Here is a 19,219-nt window from a genome sequence, read left to right as displayed (position 1 = left end):
CCCATGAATCAGCATTTCCCCAAAGACCATACTCTCCGTCGTGTCGCCGTCATCCGGGCGCGTTGGCATGCCGATATCGTCGACCAATGCGTGACGGCCTTCGAGACGGGCCTTGCCGCCCTCGGCGGTTTTACCGTCGAGGTCTTCGACGTGCCGGGCGCTTACGAGATCCCGCTGCACGCCAAGACGCTTGCCGAGACCGGCCGTTACGCCGCGATCCTCGGCACCGCCTTCGTCGTCGATGGCGGCATCTATCGCCACGACTTCGTGGCAAGCGCGGTCATCGACGGCATGATGAACGTGCAGCTCGTGACCGGCGTGCCGGTGCTGTCGGCGGTGCTGACGCCGCACAACTACCATGACAGCGCCGAGCATCGCCGCTTCTTCCACGAGCATTTCACCGTGAAGGGCAAGGAAGCGGCCAAGGCCTGCGTCGAGATCCTCGCCGCGCGTGCGCGGATCGCCGCCTAATGCATGTCGCCCAAAAGTGCGCAGCGGTTTTGGGAGAACGACATGCATGAAAGCAAAAACCTAAAGCGCGGCGCCTGAATCCGTTTCAGCGCGACGCGCTTTAGCCTCGACAAGGCGGATTTCAGCCCTGCAACAAGAATTGCGGCCGAAAAGGCTCCGAAAGGTTGCGGTAGCTCCGAAATCCGGCCAGAAGCAACGGGGCCGCCCGACGTCCGGGCGGCCTTTTCAAACACGGGCTCGAACCAGATACGGAGACTATTCGTTGGCTCGCATCACACTGAGACAATTGCTCGACCATGCCGCCGAACATGGCTATGGCGTGCCTGCCTTCAACATGAACAATATGGAACAAGGCCTCGCCATCATGGAGGCGGCGGAGGAGACCAAGTCGCCGGTCATCCTGCAGGCCAGCCGCGGCGCGCGTGCCTACGCCAATGACGTGGTGCTGGCCAAGCTGATCGACGCGCTGGTCGAGATCCATCCCGACATCCCGGTCTGCATGCATCTCGACCACGGCAACAACGAAGCCACCTGCGTCACCGCCATCCAGTACGGCTTCACCTCGGTGATGATGGACGGCTCGCTGAAGGAGGACGGCAAGTCGCCGGCCGACTACGCCTATAATTCCGGCATCACGCGGCGCGTCGTCGACATGGCGCATTGGGGCGGCGTCTCGGTGGAAGGCGAGATCGGCGTGCTCGGCTCGCTGGAAAGCGGCGGCGGCGAGCAGGAGGACGGCCACGGCGTCGAGGGCGCGATCAGCCATGACCAGTTGCTGACCGATCCGGTGCAGGCCGAGCAGTTCGTGCGCGACACGCATGTCGACGCGCTGGCGGTGGCCATGGGCACCAGCCACGGCGCCTATAAATTCTCGCGCAAGCCAGACGGCGCGGTGCTGGCGATGAACGTGATCGAGGAGATCCACCGCCGCCTGCCCAACATGCATCTCGTCATGCATGGCTCGTCCTCGGTGCCGGAGGACTTGCAGGAGATCATCAACAAATATGGCGGCCAGATGAAGCCGACCTGGGGCGTGCCGGTGGAAGAGATCCAGCGCGGCATCAAGCATGGCGTGCGCAAGATCAACATCGACACCGACAACCGCATGGCGCTGACCGGCGCCATCCGCAAGGTGCTGACCGAGAACCCGTCGGAATTCGATCCACGCAAATATCTGACGCCGGCGATGGCCGCGATGAAGAAGCTCTGCAAGGAGCGCTTCGAACAGTTCGGCACCGCCGGCAACGCGCCGAAGATCAAGCCGATCCCGCTGGCCGACATGGCCAAGCGCTACAAATCGGGCAGCCTCGACCCGAAGTTCGGCTGAGCCGATCAATCCCCGCGACCGGTTCGATCCCGGTCGCGGGCATGTACCCCGCCGAAGCGGGGCGGAACTTCAAGCCGACAAATCGGTTCCTGCTCAGAGACCTTCCGCACCCATCGAAGGGAAGGAGCATGTCATGAGCAAGGATCGCGACGACGAAGGGCCGGTTTTCTCCGGCCAGAATGTCCGGCAGGGCGAGATCATCCTGCGTACGCGCGCGCAACGCATCATCTTCATCGCAGGGCTGGTCGGTATCGTGGTGCTGGCGCTGGTGCTCAGTCTCACCGCGCATTGAGGGTTGTCGCCCGCGAAAAGCCGGGGTTGCGCCAAGGAACCATCACCGGCTCCGCCGGTTGAACGTCGCAGACGAAACTGAGGCGCGGCGACCTTTCACCGCCCTGTCGAAACCATGTTCGAGACCCTTTGCTGCGACATGCCGCTTCATCCGACCTGGTCTGACCTCGTCGGGCGGCTCTTGGTCACGCTGCTGGCAGGCTTTCTCATAGGCTTGAATCGTGAGGCGCGCGGGCATTCCGCCGGGCTGAGGACAACCATTCTGGTCGGCTTGGCGGCCTGCGTGGCCATGGTCCAGGCCAACATGCTGCTCGATGTTTCCGGCAAAGGGCCGGATTCCTTTGTGCGCATGGACGTCATGCGATTTCCGCTCGGCGTGCTCACCGGCGTCGGCTTCATCGGCGGCGGCGCGATCCTGCGGCGAGGCGATCTCGTCACCGGCGTCACAACCGCCGCCACGATGTGGATCATGACCATGATCGGCCTCGCTTTCGGCGGTGGCCAGTACGGGCTCGGCGCAATCGCGACCGTGCTGACGCTGGTGACCCTGCAAGCCCTGAAGTGGGTCGATTTGAAGATTTCTCGCGATCACAAAGCTATCCTTTCGGTCTCATGGCCGAACAGTTCGCCGCCCGACATCGGGGACATGGTGCGCCCCCTCGGCTATGACGCGCGCTTCGTCGGCATGGAGCACGACGCCGGCCGCGACCGCTTTGTTTTTTCTTTCAACGTTCAATGGAAGCAGCCTGACGCGGTCGAGCCTTCGACAGAAGTGCTGGCGGTGATCGCCGAGCACTGCGCAGTCGAGCGGTTCGAAGTGATCGGCGAGAAGCCGACCTGAGCAAGATCAGGACGTGGCAGCCATCTCCTGCCCTCCGAGATAAAGCCGGTGCAGTTCGTCCGGCGATTGGCGCAACTTCGCGCAATCGCCGTCATAGACGACGCGGCCGCGGCGCATGACATAGGCGCGGTTGCCGATCGACAGCGCAAGCGCCGCGAACTGCTCGACGAGGACGACGGCCAGTCCGTCATCGGCGAGCTTGCGCACGGCCGTCATCAGCCGCGTGACGATGACCGGCGCCAGGCCGGCCGACATCTCGTCGATGAGCAGAACCTTCGGCCGGGTGAGGAGCGCGCGCGCGATGACCAGCATCTGCTGTTCGCCGCCCGAAAGCAGGCTTGCCTTCACCGAACGGCGCTGCACCAGCTCGGGAAAAAGCGCATAGGCTTCCGCGATGTCGGCACCCGGATGCAGGCTGACGCGCAAATTCTCTTCCGTCGTCAGCTGCCGGAAGACGGTGCGGCCCTGCTCGACATGGGCGAGCCCTTCGCGCGAGCGGGTGCCGGGCCGTGCCTTCTGCAACTCGCGGCCGTCGATGGCGATGGCGCCTCCGGCGACCGGGATGATGCCGGACAGTCCCTCGAGCAGCGTCGTCTTGCCGGCGCCATTGGCGCCGAGCACCACGCTGATCGCGCCGCTCTCGGCGGTGAGATCGACCGACGAGACGACCGGCAATTCGGCGCGGTTGATCGACAGGTTGGAAACGACGAGCCTGCTCATGCCGCCACGCTCTCTTCCTCGATGCCGAGATAGGCCTTCTTCACCGCGCGTTCGCCGAGCACCTTGGCCGGTGGACCGGAGGCGATGACTTGGCCGAAATCGAGCACGGTGACCTCCGAGCAGACCGCCCGCACCAGGTCCATGTCGTGCTCGACCAGAAGCACCGCCGAGCCGAACAGTTTAGGGATCTCGGCGATGCGCTGGCCAAGCCGTAGCGTTTCTTCATGCGACTGGCCGGCGGCCGGCTCGTCGAGCAGCACGACGGCCGGGCGTGCAGCGACGACGCCCGCGACATCGAGCAGCCGCCTTGTGCCGGCATCGACCGAAGCCACCAGCGTGTCGAGATGCGGACAGTCGAGCCAGTCGAGCACCGCCCTGGTCTCGTTCACCGACAGGCCCTTGGCCGCAAGCGCCAGATAGCCGCCGACGGTCAGCTCCGGCGCGATGCGGTTGGTCTGCCAGGTACGACGCACGCCGTCGCGGGCACGCAGATGCGCCGGCACGTCTTCGAGCGGCTTGCCTCCCAGCCGCACGCTGCCCTGATAGGACGACAGGAAGCCAGCGACGGCATCGATGAAAGTCGACTTGCCTGCGCCGTTCGGGCCGATCAAGCCGGCAACCGTACCGGCGGCAACGCTCAGGCTGACATTGTTCAGCGCGACCACGCTGCCATAGCGAACCGTCAATCCCTCGATGGTGAGGACCGGGCCGGCGGCGCGCTCGATTGTGGACGGCAATTCCGAGGCAGACACGGCGGCGGCTTTCGGCGCGCGCGCCGGCAGCAATTTGCGGAACTGGCGCCGGAAGGTCTCGCTCATCGTCTCGCCGCTCGACAGTGCCTGGGTTGCGCCGATAGCAAACAGCACATTGCCGATGTCCTGCGGCCAGTCCAGCCGGCGCAGGATTTCCGGGAACATGACGACGAGCAGGCCGCCGATGATCGCACCCTCGGCGAAATGCGCGCCGGCCATCACCGACACCGCATAGAGCGACAGCGACTGCATCATGCTGAAATTCTCGGCGACCAGCGTGCCGAGATAGCCAGCGAGCAGACCGCCGGAAATGCCGGCGACGAAGGCGCTGAGCGCAAAGGCCGAGAGCTTGGCGGTGGCGATGCTGACGCCATGCGCGGCGGCGGCGCGCTCCGAGTGACGCACCGCCAGCCAGGACGCGCCGAGCCGCGAGCGACTGATGAATCCAAGCGCCACGGCGATCGCCACATAGAAGAGCAGCACGAAGACGAAATAGCCCTCGTCGCTGTCGAACAGTTCCGGCCGCGGTACCTGCAGGAAGTCGGTCTGGCCGGGATAGGTCATGGTGGCCAGGATGGTGTCGAAGGCGGTGGCGAAGGAGAGCGTGACGATGGCGAGGTTGATGCCGCGCAGCCTCAGCGCCGGCAGGCCGATGGCAACGCCGAACGGGACGGCCGCAAGGCCGCCGATCAGGATCCACGCCGCTAGGCCGCCCGGCGCCTGGGCGAGGTTGAGATAGCCGACCGTCCAGGCGCCGACGCCGGCGAAGGACATCTGGCAGAGCGCGATCATGCCGGTGCGGCCGGCGACGAGACCGAGGCTCTGCAGCGCGACGCCAGTGATCAGCACCGAGGTTGCAAGGAACACCCAATAGGAGGGCAGCAGGCCGGCATAGGCGACGCCGCCGGCGATAAGCGCCACGACGATGAGGGTCAATGAGGCCCGAAGACTAGCGCGCTTCATCCCAACGGGCCTCCCGCTGCGTCCAGAGAAGAACGGCGAGCACCACCAGGAACGGGATGGCGCTGCGATACTGGCTGATGCTGTCGATGGAGCTCGCCAGCCCTTCGACGATGCCGAGCGCGATGCCGCCGGCCAGCGTCCACCAGAAGCTGCGGAAGACGCCGATGAGTGCCGCGGCGAGCGCCGGCACGACAAGCAGGCTAAGCGTCATGAAGTTCGGCGAGCGCTGCGGCGCGATGATCATCAGCGCGAAAGTGGTGAAGGCGCCCGTCATGCCCCATACCAGTAGCGACAGGATCTGCACCCGCACGCCGAGCAGCTCCGCCGCCATCGGCCGGTCGGCCAGCGCGCGCAGATTGAGGCCGACCTTTGTCCGGTTGAGGAAGAGGTCGGAAAGGATGGTGAACAGCACCGCGAGCCCGATGGTGAGCACCGAGGCGATGGTCACCTCTACGCCGGCGAGACGGAAGGCCGAGCCCGGGAACAGCTCGGGCATGTTGTGCGGATGCTGGCCGCCTGTCAGGCGCAGACCTATGGCGATCAGGCCGACGAGCAGCGCCACCGTCACCGCCGCCTTGGTCGAAGCAGTCGCTTCGCCGAACCACCGCGTCATGATGTAGCCGATTGCGACGCCGGTCAGCGTGCCCGCCGCAATCCCCGCCAGCACCGAGGGCCAGATCGGGAAACCGGCCTCGAACAAGGCGATCAGCACGAAGGTTCCGGCGGTGCCGATCGCGGCCCCGGTGAAATTCACCACGGCGACGAGCCGGTAGGTGAAGACGGCGCAGACGCCGAGCAGGGCATAGGTGCCCCCGGCCGTCAGTCCCGCCACGGCGGATGTGAGCAATGCGTTCATCTCGTATCCCGATCCGGAGGACAGCGCGGCCAGCCGCGCCGTCCGGTTCAAGCGACCATCACTTGGCCTGCGGCAGCACGACCCAGTCCGGCGTCTCGACCTTCCAGGCGCCGGCCTCGAGCTTCATCACCTTGGTGGCCTGCATCGGCGAATGCGTCTTGGCCTTGCCGAATACGTAAGGCGAGCCGGCGAGCGGGTTGGTGAGCGGCTGCATGTCGTGCAGCGCCTTGGCCACGCTTTCGCGCGTCACCTCGCCGTCGATCGAGGCGACCACCTTGAGGAACAGCTCGGCGGCGAGGTAGCCGCCCTGCGAGAAGGCGGTGAGCGGCCGGTTCGCCTTCTGCATGTCGGCAATCCATTGCGCGTTGGCGGCCGAGTTCTTCTCGGTGTAGGGCTCCCACTCGGTGCCGACATAGATCGGCTGCTTGGTGTCGGCCAGCGCCTTGGCGACCTGCTCGGTGTAGCCGGGCGCCAGGAAGAGCCAGTTGATGCCGGTGATCTTCTGGGCATCGACGGTCTTGATCAGCTGCACCACCTGCGGCTCGACTTGGTTGGTCAGCACCGCGTCGCAGCCGGCGTCTCGCGCCTTGATGACATAAGGCGTCAGATCGCCCTGGAAGGGCAGCGTCAGGTCGATCAGGTGGATCTTCTGGCCGCTGATCTTTTCCCAGTTCTCGATCGCCTTCTTGTAGGCCTCCTGGGTGCCGCCGATGATGATGAAGAAGGCGCAGAGCTTCTTCGTCTTCAATTCGTTGGTCGCGTAGTAGGCCATCGCCGTCGACAGCGTGTAAGGGCCGACATTGACCGGCGCGACATTGGGCGAGGAGAAGCAGGCGGCGTCGACGCCGAGACCCTGCACCGAAAGGATCTTCTTGCGGCTGTAGGTGGCGGAGTTGACGGCGCAGTCGAGCAGGCTGGCCGAGCCGACCAGCGCCACAGCCTCCTTGTTGTCGATCAGGTCGCGCGCGGCTTGCGCGGCGACCGCCGGATCGGCCTTGTCGTCGGCAATGGTGTAGTCGATCTTACAGCCATTGATGCCGCCGGCGGCATTGACCGCATCGAAGGCGGCCTGGGTCGCCTTCGGCACTTCGGAGAAATCGGCCGGGCCAGTGACGGTCGACACGGCGCCGACCTTGATGGCGCCGTCCTTACAAGTCGGGCCGGCGGCGGAAGCCGTGCCGGCCATGGCGGCAAGGCCGATGCCGGCAAATGCCGCTGCGAGCAGTCTCGATTTCCAATGCATGTTTCAGTCTCCCATTTTTGTCATACGTTACTTGTTTTCAGGCGGCAGCCAGCGCCGGCCCGGCAATGCTGGCGGCGTCAATGGCGGCGAATTTCACCAGCGTGCGGGCGATGGTCTCGCGCTCGATGTCGCGAACGATGAACACCAGCCGGGTGCGGCGGTCGTGCGAAGGCCAGCGGTCGAGCCGCGCCGGCGGATGAAAGACATGCTGCACGCCGTGGAGCACCAGTGGCTGCTCCGGCTCCTCCGTGGTGCGCACGATGCCCTTGAAGCGCAGCAGATCCTCGCCCTTCAGCGCCGCGACATAGTCCAGCCAGCGGGCGAAAGCGGCCCACTCGACTGGCTTGTCGATGATGAAGCTGAAGGACCGGATGCCGTGGTGTGTGTCGCGATGATGATCGTGACCATGGTGGCAATCAGCTCCGCATTCATGGTCGTGGTGATCAGCCGCTTCGAGCCGCGCGGCGATGCGGGTCACATCTGCCGCAGCATCGGCGGGCAGGCTCTTCAGCAGATCGAGTTCGACTTCGCCGTTGCGGGCAACGGTTTGCTCGACGGTCGGTGCCAAATGCGCCAGTCGGTGCTGCAAACCGCCGAGTACCTCGTTCGAGACGAGATCGGTCTTGGTGATCAGCAGCCGGTCGGCGACGGCGACCTGCTTGGCGGCTTCCGAATGACGGTGAAGCGTCGCCGCGCCATTCACCGCATCGACGGTGGTGACGACACCGCCGATGCGAAAGCGAGCCGTGAGCTCAGCTTCGGCCATCAGCGTGTGCAGGATCGGCGCCGGGTCGGCGAGACCCGTCGTTTCGATGATCACTTGAGAGAGCGGTGGCGTCTCGCCGACGCTACTCTTGCGGTCAAGCTCCTTCAGCGTGGCAACCAGGTCGCCGCGCACCGTGCAGCAGACGCAGCCATTGTCGAGCAGCGTGAACTGCTCTTCGCTGGCCTCGATCAGCAGATGGTCGAGCCCGACGGCGCCGAACTCGTTGACGATGACGGCCGCACCGGCAAGCGACGGCTGGCGCAGCAGGCGGTTCAGCACCGTCGTCTTGCCGCTGCCGAGGAAGCCGGTGAGAATTGTCACCGGTATCCTCGTGTCGCTGGAAGGATCAGGCGCGCTCATAGACCACCCTCCCCTCGAACCAGGTCGTCAGCACCTTGGTGTCGGCGAGGTCCTTGGCCGGCGTCTCCAGCACGTTGCGGTCGAGCACGATGAGGTCGGCGGACTTGCCGATCTCGATCGAGCCGACGGTGTCGGCGAGGCCGACCGCGCGGGCCGAATTGATGGTGAAGATCTCGAGCGCGGTAGCGATATCGATCGCCTGCTCCGGCCAAAGCGACGCGCCCGGAAACTCGCCGCTCGGGTTGCGGCGCGTCACCAGGCCTTCGATGCCGTCCCACGGATCAGGGTTCGGCATCACCGGCCAGTCGGAGCCGCCGGCAAGCAGCGCGCCGGCGGCAAGCAGATCCTTGTTCGGCCAGAAGCGCAGCGCGCGCGCCTCGCCCATCGTCTGCTTATGGCCTTCGAGGAAGCTCGTCGGATACCACAGGAAAGGCGAAAGGTCGGCGACGACGCCGAGCTCGGCGAAGCGGGCGATATCGTCCGGCGCGATGTAGCTCGCATGCGCGATGTGATGCTTCAGCTTGGTCGGCCCATTGAAGGAGCGCGCGACGTCGATGGCGTCGAGCGCCTGGCTGACGGCGGCGTCACCAGCGCAGTGGATCTTAACGCCGAGGCCGAGCTTCTCGCATTTGCCGATCCAGCGGATCAGCTCCGGCACGGTGACGATCGTCGAGCCGCGGAAACAGCAGCCCAGCACGGGGTCCTTGGTGTAAGGCTCGTGGAAGGCGGCGGTGCGCGCGCCCGGCACGCCATCGAGGAAGATCTTGACGAAGTCCGGTTTCGCGTGAACGCCGCGATATTGCTCGCGCAAAGCGATCAGCTCTTCGCCGGCAATGCCGAACATGAAGGAGGGTTCGACCGCGGGCATGGCCGAGACCGACCATGCGGTCAGCTCGCCGCGATCGTCGAGGCCTTTCAGGGCCGCCAGGATCGGCTGCATGGCGGCGGCGTCGAGGAACGCGGTGACGCCGTATGAGTTGAGGGTAGCGATCGAGCGCGCCATCGCGGCGCGGTCCATCTCCTCGGTGTAATGGCCGGATTGCGCGATGGTGCGCTCGACGATGCCGGCGGCGGATTCGATCATCATGCCGGTCAGCGCGCCGGTCGCCGGATCGCGGCCGATGGAGCCCTTCTTGGGATCGGGCGACGACGCGGAAAGGCCGGCCAAGCCAAGCGCTTCTGAATTGACCCAGCGGTTGTGATAGGTGTCGTCGCGCAGCATCACCAGCCGGCCGTGGCTCACCCGGTCGAGCGCCGCCAGCGCCTCCAGCCGGTTGAGCTTCGGCAACAGATCGCTGCCCCATTGTCCGCCGATGATCCAGGAGCCTTCCGGCGCCTTGGCCGCGGCCTCGCCGACGCGCGCGATCAGCGTCTCGAAGCTTGCGGTCGGCGGGAAGCGCAGCTCGAAAAGTTCGGCCTGGCCGCCCATCATCAGATGCGCGTGCACGTCGACGATGCCAGGCATCATCATCGCGCCCTTGAGGTCGACGACGCGGGTGGCAGGGCCCATCAGCGCGGCGACGTCAGCGCCCTCGCCGACCACGATGATACGGCCGCCCTTGACGGCGACGGCCGAGGCCCAGGGCCGCTTGCGGTCGAGCGTGTAGATGCGGCCATTGGTGAAAACCAGGTCGGCGTTTCTGTCGGGCATTCTCTCTCCTCCTCTCTCGCTGGCCGCACCCTCATGCTGGCGAGCGAGCAAGTTTCAATTCACGTCACACCGCCCTGTTCTGTGTCGGGGCGCGGCCGCCGCCGTCCGCCACCAGCACCGCGCCGGTGACGAAGGACGCTTCGTCCGACGCGAGGAACAGGCAGCAGGAGGCGATCTCTTGCGGTTCGGCGACACGGCGCAGTGCGATGCGGCTGGTCAGTGCCGTGAATTCCCCTTCGGGCGTCGAGCCATTGGCGCTTGCGGCGACTTTCATCTCGTAGACGCTCATCGGCGTGCGCACCCAGCCGGGCGCGACCGCATTGGCGCGGATGCCGTCGACACCATGCGCGAACGCGAGCGAGCGGGTGTAGGAGACGAGTGCTGCCTTGCTCGCCGAATAGGCGGCGTTCTGGCCGCTGGCGTTGAAGGCGCCGACCGAGGCGATGTTGACGATCGCGCCGCCGCGCGCCTTGAGCAGCGGCAGCGCCGCGCGGCAGACCATCATCGAGCCGGTGACGTTGACGGCAAAGCTCTTGGCCCAGGTCTCGTCGCTCAGCGTCTCAGGCTCGTCGAGGATCATGACGCCGGCGGCGTTGACGACGATGTCGAGACGTCCACCGCAGGCATCGATGGCGCTGGTGATGTCACCGGCGTTGGTGATGTCGCCGTGCACGGCAATGCCGCCGCTGACCTTGGCCGCTTCCTCCAGCACCTTCCCGCCATGGCCGTAGGCGACGATCTTGGCGCCCTCTCGCCCGAACAGTTCGGCGGTGGCGCGACCCATGCCGGTGGCGGCGCCGGTAACCAGGGCCGTGCGGCCTTCGAGGCGGCGGCTCATGCCAGCCCCCAATGCCGCTCGACGGCATATCCGGTCTCCGGCAGGGTCGAGCCGCCGTCGACGACGATGGTCTGGCCGGTCAAGTATTTCGCCTGCTCGGAAGCGAGGTAGAGCATGGCGTAGGCGATGTCGTCGGCCTCGCCGAGACGACCCATGGGAATGAATTGGCCGAGGCGGTCCGCCACCTCCGGCTTGCTCATCGTGCCGCGGCCGGGCTTGGCGATAAAGCCCGGCTCGACGCCGTTGACGGTGATGCCGTCGCGCGCGAATTCGAAGGCGGCGCCCCGGATGAAGGCGTTGACGCCGGCCTTGGCGGCCGAATAGTGCGCGCCGCCGGCCATGGCGACGCGCGCCGACACCGACGAGGTGACAAGGACGCGACCGAAACGGTTGGCGCGCATTGCGGGCGCCGCCGCCTGCGCCAGCCAGAAACAGGCTTTCAGGTTGATAGCCAGCGCCTCTTCGAGCTTGTCCTCGTCGAGCTCCTCGACCGAGGCCCAGGGGCAGCCGCCGGCATTGTGGACGACGATGTCGAGCCGGCCGGCCTCGCGCGCGACATTGCCGACGAGTGTGTGAAGCGCGGCGCGGTCGAGCCCGGCAAGCGCAACGGCGCGTGCGGACAGGCCGCGCGCGGAGAGTTCCGCGGCAAGCGCCTCGGCGACATCCAGCGTTCGATTGGCAATGACCACCGAGGCGCCGGCCTCGGCAAAGCGGGTGACGATTGCCGCACCGATGCCGCGCCCGCCGCCGGTCACCAGCGCCACCTTGCCCGTGAGATCGAACGGGGTCGCCATCGTTCAGACGACGCCCGCGCCACGGACGAGATCGACGAAACGGCCGAAGACCTCCGTATGGCGATCGACATCGGCCGGCGACGTCGCCGGGCACATCAGGAACATGGTGTGGAACGGCGTCACCAGCATGCCTTCGTTCATGTAGAAGGCATGCAAAAGCGTCTCAAGGTCGCCGCGCCGGCCGGCGATGACGTCGGCGCCGCTGCGCGGCGGGTTCGGCATGAACATGATCTCGGCGCGGGCGCCGGTCTGCGTCACGTGCCAGGGCAATTTGTTCCCGGCGATGATTTTGCGCGCGGCTTCGGCAAGGCGTGTGGCGTTGGCAATCATCCGCTCGAAATTGGCCGGCGTGAGCACTTCTTCCAGCACCGCGCGCATGGTGGCGACGGTTAGCGCGTTACCGGCCAGCGTGCCGCCGATGCCGAGATGCGCCGACTGGCGCACGCGTGGATTGACCATCGGCACGATCTTCCACAGCCGCTCGGCAATCTCCCGCGAGACGCCGAAGATGCCGGCCGGAATGCCGCCGGCGATCGCCTTGCCGGCGACCAGCATGTCCGGCTCCAGCCCGTGCAGCGCGGTGTAGCCGCCAGGCCCGCTGGAGATGGTGTGCGTCTCGTCGATGATCAGCACCGTGCCGGTGCGGCGGGTGATCTCGCGCAGCGCCGTATGAAAACCCTCGGCGACCGGGATCATGCCGAAATTGGTCATCAGCGGCTCGGTCAGCACGCAGGCGACGTCGCCATGCGACAGCGCTTCTTCCAGCGCGGCGATGTCATTGAACTCGACCACCCTGGAGACGGCCGAATGATCGACGCCGTTCGGGTGGATCATGTTGCGCATACCGATCTTGCCGTCGCGGATCTCGACATGCGCCTCCTCGACGCCGCCGTGATAGCAGCCGGAGAAGACCAGCACTTTCGGGCGGCCGGTGATCATGCGGGCAATGCGGATGGCGCCGCGATTGGCGTCGGTGGCCGAGGTGGTCAGCGTCCAGTAAGGCAGGCCGAAGCGGCGCGTCAGCTCGGCGCCGACCCAAAGGCTGTCCTCGGTGGGCAGCATCATCGTCGCGCCGTTCTGCAATTGGTGGAGCGCAGCGCGCGTCACCGCTTCGGGCGCATGGCCGCACATGCCGCCGGTGTCGCCCAGCGCGAAGTCGACATAGACATGGCCGTCGATGTCGGTGATATGCGCACCACGGGCCGAAGCGGCATAGACCGGGAAGCCGCCGGCCCAGCGGCGCATCCAGTGCGACGGCCCGCCATAAAGGAAATGCGTCTTGCCCTCTTCCCAGGCCGCCGCCGAGCGCGGATGCGTGTCGAGGAACCGCGCCTGCTCGCGGTCGAGCAGGTCTTCGATCGTTGCTGATTGCAAAGCGGTCTTGCTGGCGGCCGTCACGGCGCTGAACTCTCCCTGGCGCGCCAAATTCCGAGGCGCGTAGCCGTTCCTAGTCGGTTCATTATTTGAACCAGTGTTTTGTATGTTATAGACACACTGAAGGCAGGAAGGGCGCCTGTCAAGTTAATTCACATGCGAAGTATCTTGGAGAATGCGCGATGAGCACGGTGGGCAAGGCGGTGTCGCTGCTGGAGTTGTTCACGCTGCACGAACCGGAGATCGGCCTCTCCGACCTCGCGCGCCGCGCCGGTCTCGACAAGGCCACCGCCAGGCGTCTTCTGATGGCGCTTGCCGCGCACCGGCTGATCGAGCAGGAGCCGCGCAGCCGCCGCTACCGACTGGGCGCCGGCCTGTCGCGGCTCGCCCGCATCCGCGACGCGCATTTCCCCTTCGTGCGCCTCGCCGCGCCGGTCATCCGCGAGCTGTCGCTCGAAACCGGCGAGACGGTGCATCTGTCCGAGTTCAGCGCCGGCGCGCTGCTCACGCTGCATGTCGAGCTGTCGACCAAGGCCAACCGCGTCAATGTCGATGTCGGCCAAGTGCTGCCGCTGCACGGCACCGCCTCGGGCATCGCGTTCCTTGCTGCCTCACGCCTGGAAGCGGTCGGCGCCTATCTGGAGAAGCCGCTGCAGGCCTTCACCTCGTTCACGATGACGCAGCCGGACGACCTGGTGAAAGCCATCGCGCTTGCCGCCTCACGCGGTTATTCGCGCAGTGCCCAGGGTTATGAGGAAGGCGTGCACAGCATCGGCGCCGCGATCCTCGGCGCCGACGGCCAGCCGATCGGCACGCTGGCCGTCGCCTCGCCGGTCTCGCGCGTCGACGATGCGACAGCGGCCGGACAAGGCGAGGCGGCGGTCAGGGCAGCCAGGCTGATCTCGGCGCGGCTGACCGGCGAGGCGTGAGGCGCCCCACCGGCGCCCAAAGCCCACGGACCTCTACTTTGAGACATTTTTAACCTACGCGTTCCGTTTGTGAACATCGTTCATTTTTCTCTTGAACGTCGTTCACGATGTGCTACGATGCACCCGTGAACAACGTTCAAAGCAATATGTCCGGCTTGAAACAGACCGACGCCTATCCGGCTTAACGCTGAAACGAAAGGATCATATCGATGCTCGCCGACTGCCAAGCCCGCAAACAGTCAAGTGCCTGGAAGGCCTGGAGACCGATCATGGACGACGGATTCCAGGCGCCAAGAACAAGAAACAAATGGATCGGATCGAACCGCAGTAACGAAGTTTAACCGCTTCCCGATAAACAAGGCTCAAACCGCGCAAGTGTCCGCTCCGTCCATTCGGATCGCCAGCCGGACTTGCCCAATGGAAATTGCCATGAACACCCATCTGATGATGTCGCGGCGCTTCGCGCCTCTCTTCTGGACGCAATTCCTCTCGGCCTTCAACGACAATTTCCTGAAGAACACGCTGGTGTTCCTTATTCTCTTCACGCTGGCGAAGGATCAGGCCGCGTCGCTGGTGACGCTGGCCGGCGCTGTCTTCATGGCGCCGTTCCTATTGCTTTCGGCGCTGGGCGGCGAGATCGCCGACCGCTTCGACAAGGCGCTGATCGCACGCCGCCTGAAATTCACCGAAATCGCCGCGGCCGCCGTCGCCGTCGTCGGCATCGCGCTGTCCTCGATCCCGGTGCTGATGACGGCACTCTTGATGTTCGGCATCATCTCGGCGCTGTTCGGGCCGATCAAATACGGCATCCTGCCGGATCATCTCGAGCGCAAGGAACTGCCCAAGGCCAATGCCTGGATCGAGTCGGCGACCTTCGCGGCGATCCTCGGCGGCACCATCGCCGGCGGCGTCGTCTCGGCCGACGGCATCGGGGTCGCGGTGTTCGGGCCGATCATGATGGCGCTGGCCGTCGGCTGTTGGTTCGTCAGCCGCTACATCCCGTCCACCGGCTCGGCCGCGCCCAACCTCACCATCGACAAGAACATCTTGCGCTCGACCTGGCGGCAGGTCGCCGACTTGCGCACCGACACGCGCATCTGGCGCGCCGGCCTGATGACCTCCTGGTTCTGGCTGGTCGGCGCCATCGTGCTTTCGATCCTGCCGACGCTGATCAAGGACTCGCTCGGCGGCAACGAGATCGCGGTCACGGCCTATCTCGCCGTGTTCGCCGTCTCGATCGCGATCGGCTCGGCGATTGCCGCCTGGATGTCGCAGGGACGCATGGTGCTGTTGCCGGCGCCGGTCGGCACGGCGCTGATGGCGCTGTTCGGCCTGCATCTGGCATGGACCATCGGCAGCATGCAGCCTTCGCCGACAGCCGCTAGCCTTTCGGCCTTCTTCGCCGGCCCCAACACCATCCGCGTCGCCATCGACCTCGCCGGCATGGCGATTGCCGCCGCCTTCCTGGTGGTGCCGACCTTCGCCGCCGTGCAGGCCTGGTCGCCCGAGGCGCGCCGCGCCCGCGTCGTCGCGGCGGTCAGCATCGTCAATGCCGGCTTCATGACCGTCGGCGGCATCCTCGTCGCTGCCATTCAGGCTGCGGGCATCTCCATCGCGGGCATCCTGTTCGGCCTCGTCGTGGCCAACGCCGTCGCCGCCTGGCTGATGCTGAAATACCTGCCGACCAACCCGTTCCGGGATTTCGTCTCGATCCTGTTCCGCGCCTTCCTGCGCCTGGAGGTCGAAGGACTGGACAACCTAAAGGCGGCCGGCAAGGCGCCGATCCTGGCGCTCAACCATGTCAGCTTCCTCGACGGCCCGCTCGCGCTGACGCTGACCGACGAGGAGCCGGTCTTCGCCATCGACTATACGATCGCCCAGGCCTGGTGGATGAAGCCGTTCATGAAGCTTGCTCGGGCGCTGCCGCTCAATCCGGCGAAGCCGATGTCGACCCGCACGCTGATCAAGATCGTGCAGGGCGGCGATCCGCTGGTCATCTTCCCGGAAGGCCGCATCACTGTCACCGGCGGCCTGATGAAGGTCTATGACGGCGCGGCCATGGTGGCCGACAAGACCAGCTCGATGGTGGTGCCGGTGCGCATCGAGGGGCTGGAGAAGAGCTACTTCTCGCGGCTCTCCTCGCAACATGTGCGCCGCCGCCTGTTCCCGAAGGTCAAGGTGACCATCCTGGAGCCGGTGAAGCTCGAAGTCCCGCAGGAATTGAAGGGCCGCCAGCGGCGCGCCGCGGCGGGCTCCGCGCTCTACCAGGTGATGTCGGACCTGGTCTTCCGCACTCAGGACATCGACAAGACCGTTCTGGAGAAGATCATCGAGACGGCCAACGAGCGCGGCATGAAAGAGCTCGCCGTTCAGGATCCGGTCACCGGTTCGCTGAGTTATGGCAAGCTGCTCACCGCCGCCGCCGTGCTCGGCGAGAAGTTCGAGCATCTCTATGCAGGACAGCAGACGCTGGGCATCATGCTGCCCAACGCCAACGGCGCCTGCGCAGCACTTCTCGGCGTCATGTCGGCCGGCAAGGTTCCGGCGATGATCAACTTCACCGCGGGTGCGGCGAACATCCTGTCGGCCTGCAAGGCGGCCGAGGTGCGCACCGTGCTCACCTCCCGCGCCTTCATCGAACAGGCAAAGCTCGGGCCGATGGTCGAGGAGATCGGCCGCTCGGTCGACATCGTCTGGCTCGACGATCTGCGCGCCACGATCGGCCTCAAGGACAAGCTGCTCGGCCTGCTGCGCAGGGCGACGCCGCGCGTGGCGCGCAAGGCGGACGATCCGGCGGCGATCCTGTTCACCTCGGGCTCGGAAGGCACGCCGAAGGGCGTGGTGCTCACCCATCGCAACATCCTGGCCAATGCCGCCCAGGCCGCCTCGCGCATCGACTTCCACTCGGGCGACAAGGTGTTCAACGTGCTGCCGATCTTCCACTCCTTCGGCATGACGGCTGGCACGGTGCTGCCTCTGATCTCCGGCGTGCCGGTCTATTTCTACCCCTCGCCGCTGCACTACCGCATCGTGCCGGAGCTGATCTATGCGTCGAACGCGACGATCATCTTCGGCACCGACACCTTCCTCTCCGGCTATGCGCGCACGGCGCATCCTTACGACTTCCGTTCGGTGCGCTACTGCTTCGCCGGCGCCGAGCCGGTCAAGGCCGCCACACGCACGACCTATATGGAGAAGTTCGGCCTGCGCATCCTGGAAGGCTACGGCGTGACCGAAACCGCGCCGGTGATCGCCATCAACACGCCGATGTACAACAAGTCGGGCAGCGTCGGCAAAATCATGCCCGGCATGGAGTACCGCCTCGAGCCGGTGCCCGGCGTCGATGCGGGCGGCCGGCTGTTCGTGCGCGGCCCGAACGTCATGGCCGGCTACCTGCGCGCCGAGAACCCCGGCGTGATCGAACCGCTGGCCGACGGCTGGCACGACACCGGCGACGTCGTCACCGTCGACGATGCGGGCTTCATCTCGATCCGCGGACGCGCCAAGCGCTTCGCCAAGATCGCCGGCGAGATGGTTTCGCTGGCCGCGATCGAGGCGCTGGCCGGCGAATTGTGGAAAGGCTCGCTCTCGGCCGTCGCCACGGTGCCGGACGTGCGCAAGGGCGAGAAGCTGATCCTGATCACGGAAGCTTCGGGTGCCACCCGCGCGGACTTCCTCGCCTTCGCCAAGGCGAACGGCGCCATGGACCTGATGGTGCCGGCCGAAGTGCGTGTCGTGCCGAAGGTGCCGGTGCTCGGCTCCGGCAAGCTCGACTTCGCCGGGGTGACCAGGATGGTGCGCGGCGCGGAAGAGCTGAAGGTCAAGGCCGCCTGACCCGGGCGTGCGAACAGGCCGGCGACAAGCTCCGGCCTGTTCATTGCCAATCGCTGCCGGGTCCAATCTCTCGGCCGAGGACAGGCGGCGCGCCCAGGCAACTGAGGGAACGGGTGCGCATGGTGGTGCGCTGACGCTCCCGGACCGATCGGCTCAGGCCGCGTATCTTGCCATGACGGGCTGTCTCGACCACTGCGCGTACCAGGTGTCGAACAGCTTGAGCTGCTGTTCGGCATAGCCGCGCTGGCTGTCGCTCAGCGCATCCGTCTCGTTGAAGTGCAGCCTGTATTCGGAGGCCCCCTTCAGCACCATCATGTGCTTGAAATAGAGCACGAGGTCCGGTCCCTCGTCGAAAGAGGACAGCACGGCCAACGCCGCATCCAGTTCCTGCGCCAGCCGGCGCGCTTCGGCATCGCCCTTGGCCGCCGCCTGGCTGAGGCCGACGAGATGCAGCACTTCCTTGGGCAGGACATTGCCGATGCCGGTGATGGCGCCGGACGCTCCGCAATTGACGAAGCCGTGGAACACGGCGGTGTCGACGCCGATCATCAGCGCAACCTCATCGTCCCGGCTGGTGATGTTTTCCGCCGCGTAACGCAGATCCGACGGCCCGCCGAACTCCTTGAAGCCGACAAGGTTCGAATGCTCGGCGCGCAACGCGAAGAAGAGATCGGCGCGCGTGGCAAAGCCGTAATAGGGGCTGTTGTAGATGACGGCCGGCAGGTCGGGGGCAGCGGCAAGGATCGCCTTGAAGTGGTGACGCTGCGCCGTCACCGATGGGCCGCGCGACAGAACGCGCGGGATCACCATCAGGCCCCGGGCGCCGACCTTTTGCGCGTGAGCGGCGTGCGCCACGGCGCTGGCGGTGTTGACCGCGCCGGTGCCGACGATCACCGGCACGCCGGCCTTCACCAGGCGTTCGACGCCTTCCATGCGCTGCGCGTCGGTCAAGAGCGGCCAGTCGCCCATGGAGCCGCAATAGACGACGGCCGACATGCCGGCGGCGATCAGCTCGCGCCCCTTGCGCACCAGCGCGTCGAAGTCGGGAAGGCGGTCATCGGTGCAAGGCGTCATCAGCGCCGGCATGCAGCCGGAAAAAACATTGGCGTTCATTTTTGGAGTCTCCTTGAGGCGTCACGCGGATGGCCAGTTTGTCCCGAGCGGCACCGCTTGCCAAGCGGATAGTCGTGTTGCAAGGCCAAGCACGCC

General features: G+C 66.0%; 16 protein-coding genes. 6 read left to right on the top strand and 10 right to left on the bottom strand.

What is annotated here, in order from left to right:
* Positions 1-3: 3 nt before the first annotated feature.
* From FJ956_RS12520 to FJ956_RS12505, 4 genes are all read left to right on the top strand, one after another.
* Complete coding sequence (locus FJ956_RS12520; RefSeq protein ID WP_140675390.1) at positions 4-471, top strand: 6,7-dimethyl-8-ribityllumazine synthase; 468 nt, start codon at positions 4-6, stop codon at positions 469-471.
* Between the two features lie 262 nt (positions 472-733).
* Positions 734-1,798 (top strand): class II fructose-bisphosphate aldolase, encoded by a 1,065-nt coding sequence (fba, locus tag FJ956_RS12515; protein ID WP_140675387.1) that lies wholly within the window; start codon positions 734-736, stop codon positions 1,796-1,798.
* 133 nt (positions 1,799-1,931) lie between these two features.
* A complete protein-coding gene (locus FJ956_RS12510) occupies positions 1,932-2,090 on the top strand; it encodes a peptide ABC transporter permease (protein WP_140675384.1) in 159 nt (52 codons plus the stop codon).
* Positions 2,091-2,204: 114 nt separating this feature from the next.
* Positions 2,205-2,930: an MgtC/SapB family protein gene (locus tag FJ956_RS12505; protein WP_140675381.1), complete on the top strand. Its 726-nt coding sequence runs from the start codon at positions 2,205-2,207 to the stop codon at positions 2,928-2,930.
* A 6-nt stretch (positions 2,931-2,936) separates the two neighbouring features.
* Here the strand turns inward: FJ956_RS12505 and FJ956_RS12500 are convergent, their stop codons facing one another.
* The 9 genes from FJ956_RS12500 to FJ956_RS12460 all read right to left on the bottom strand — a co-directional run bounded on the left by FJ956_RS12500 (position 2,937) and on the right by FJ956_RS12460 (position 13,271).
* Positions 2,937-3,650 (bottom strand): ABC transporter ATP-binding protein, encoded by a 714-nt coding sequence (locus FJ956_RS12500; RefSeq protein ID WP_140675378.1) that lies wholly within the window; start codon positions 3,648-3,650, stop codon positions 2,937-2,939.
* A complete protein-coding gene (locus FJ956_RS12495) occupies positions 3,647-5,365 on the bottom strand; it encodes an ATP-binding cassette domain-containing protein (RefSeq protein ID WP_140675375.1) in 1,719 nt (572 codons plus the stop codon). The genes FJ956_RS12500 and FJ956_RS12495 overlap by 4 nt, the downstream gene beginning before the upstream one ends.
* Positions 5,352-6,221: a branched-chain amino acid ABC transporter permease gene (locus tag FJ956_RS12490; RefSeq protein ID WP_140675372.1), complete on the bottom strand. Its 870-nt coding sequence runs from the start codon at positions 6,219-6,221 to the stop codon at positions 5,352-5,354. The genes FJ956_RS12495 and FJ956_RS12490 overlap by 14 nt, the downstream gene beginning before the upstream one ends.
* Positions 6,222-6,279: 58 nt before the next feature.
* A complete protein-coding gene (locus tag FJ956_RS12485; protein WP_140675369.1) occupies positions 6,280-7,464 on the bottom strand; it encodes an ABC transporter substrate-binding protein in 1,185 nt (394 codons plus the stop codon).
* A 37-nt stretch (positions 7,465-7,501) separates the two neighbouring features.
* Positions 7,502-8,590 (bottom strand): GTP-binding protein, encoded by a 1,089-nt coding sequence (locus tag FJ956_RS12480; protein ID WP_140675366.1) that lies wholly within the window; start codon positions 8,588-8,590, stop codon positions 7,502-7,504.
* Positions 8,577-10,241, bottom strand: coding sequence for an amidohydrolase (locus FJ956_RS12475; protein ID WP_140675364.1), 1,665 nt, complete (start codon positions 10,239-10,241; stop codon positions 8,577-8,579). The genes FJ956_RS12480 and FJ956_RS12475 overlap by 14 nt, the downstream gene beginning before the upstream one ends.
* Before the next feature lie 64 nt (positions 10,242-10,305).
* Positions 10,306-11,079, bottom strand: a complete 774-nt coding sequence (locus tag FJ956_RS12470) for an SDR family oxidoreductase (protein ID WP_140675361.1) — start codon at positions 11,077-11,079, stop codon at positions 10,306-10,308.
* Positions 11,076-11,873, bottom strand: a complete 798-nt coding sequence (locus tag FJ956_RS12465) for an SDR family oxidoreductase (RefSeq protein WP_140675358.1) — start codon at positions 11,871-11,873, stop codon at positions 11,076-11,078. The genes FJ956_RS12470 and FJ956_RS12465 overlap by 4 nt, the downstream gene beginning before the upstream one ends.
* Positions 11,874-11,876: 3 nt before the next feature.
* The gene (locus FJ956_RS12460) at positions 11,877-13,271 is read right to left on the bottom strand and encodes a transaminase (protein WP_246672029.1); all 1,395 of its coding nucleotides are present in this window, start codon (positions 13,269-13,271) and stop codon (positions 11,877-11,879) included.
* A gap of 158 nt (positions 13,272-13,429) precedes the next feature.
* Here FJ956_RS12460 and FJ956_RS12455 point away from each other — a divergent pair, with 158 nt between their 5' ends.
* Entirely contained in the window at positions 13,430-14,176 is a 747-nt protein-coding gene (locus FJ956_RS12455; protein ID WP_140675355.1) for an IclR family transcriptional regulator, read from the top strand.
* Positions 14,177-14,605: 429 nt separating this feature from the next.
* Positions 14,606-18,010 (top strand): acyl-[ACP]--phospholipid O-acyltransferase, encoded by a 3,405-nt coding sequence (locus FJ956_RS12450; protein WP_140675352.1) that lies wholly within the window; start codon positions 14,606-14,608, stop codon positions 18,008-18,010.
* A gap of 153 nt (positions 18,011-18,163) precedes the next feature.
* Here FJ956_RS12450 and FJ956_RS12445 read toward each other — a convergent pair whose 3' ends face one another.
* A complete protein-coding gene (locus FJ956_RS12445) occupies positions 18,164-19,123 on the bottom strand; it encodes a dihydrodipicolinate synthase family protein (protein WP_140675348.1) in 960 nt (319 codons plus the stop codon).
* Positions 19,124-19,219 lie beyond the last annotated feature (96 nt).

Origin of the sequence: Mesorhizobium sp. B2-4-3, from assembly GCF_006442815.1 — a bacterium.
Classification (GTDB): domain Bacteria; phylum Pseudomonadota; class Alphaproteobacteria; order Rhizobiales; family Rhizobiaceae; genus Mesorhizobium.
The sequence above is the reverse complement of the archived record's forward strand: the minus strand, read 5'-3'. Positions and strand labels throughout refer to the sequence as shown.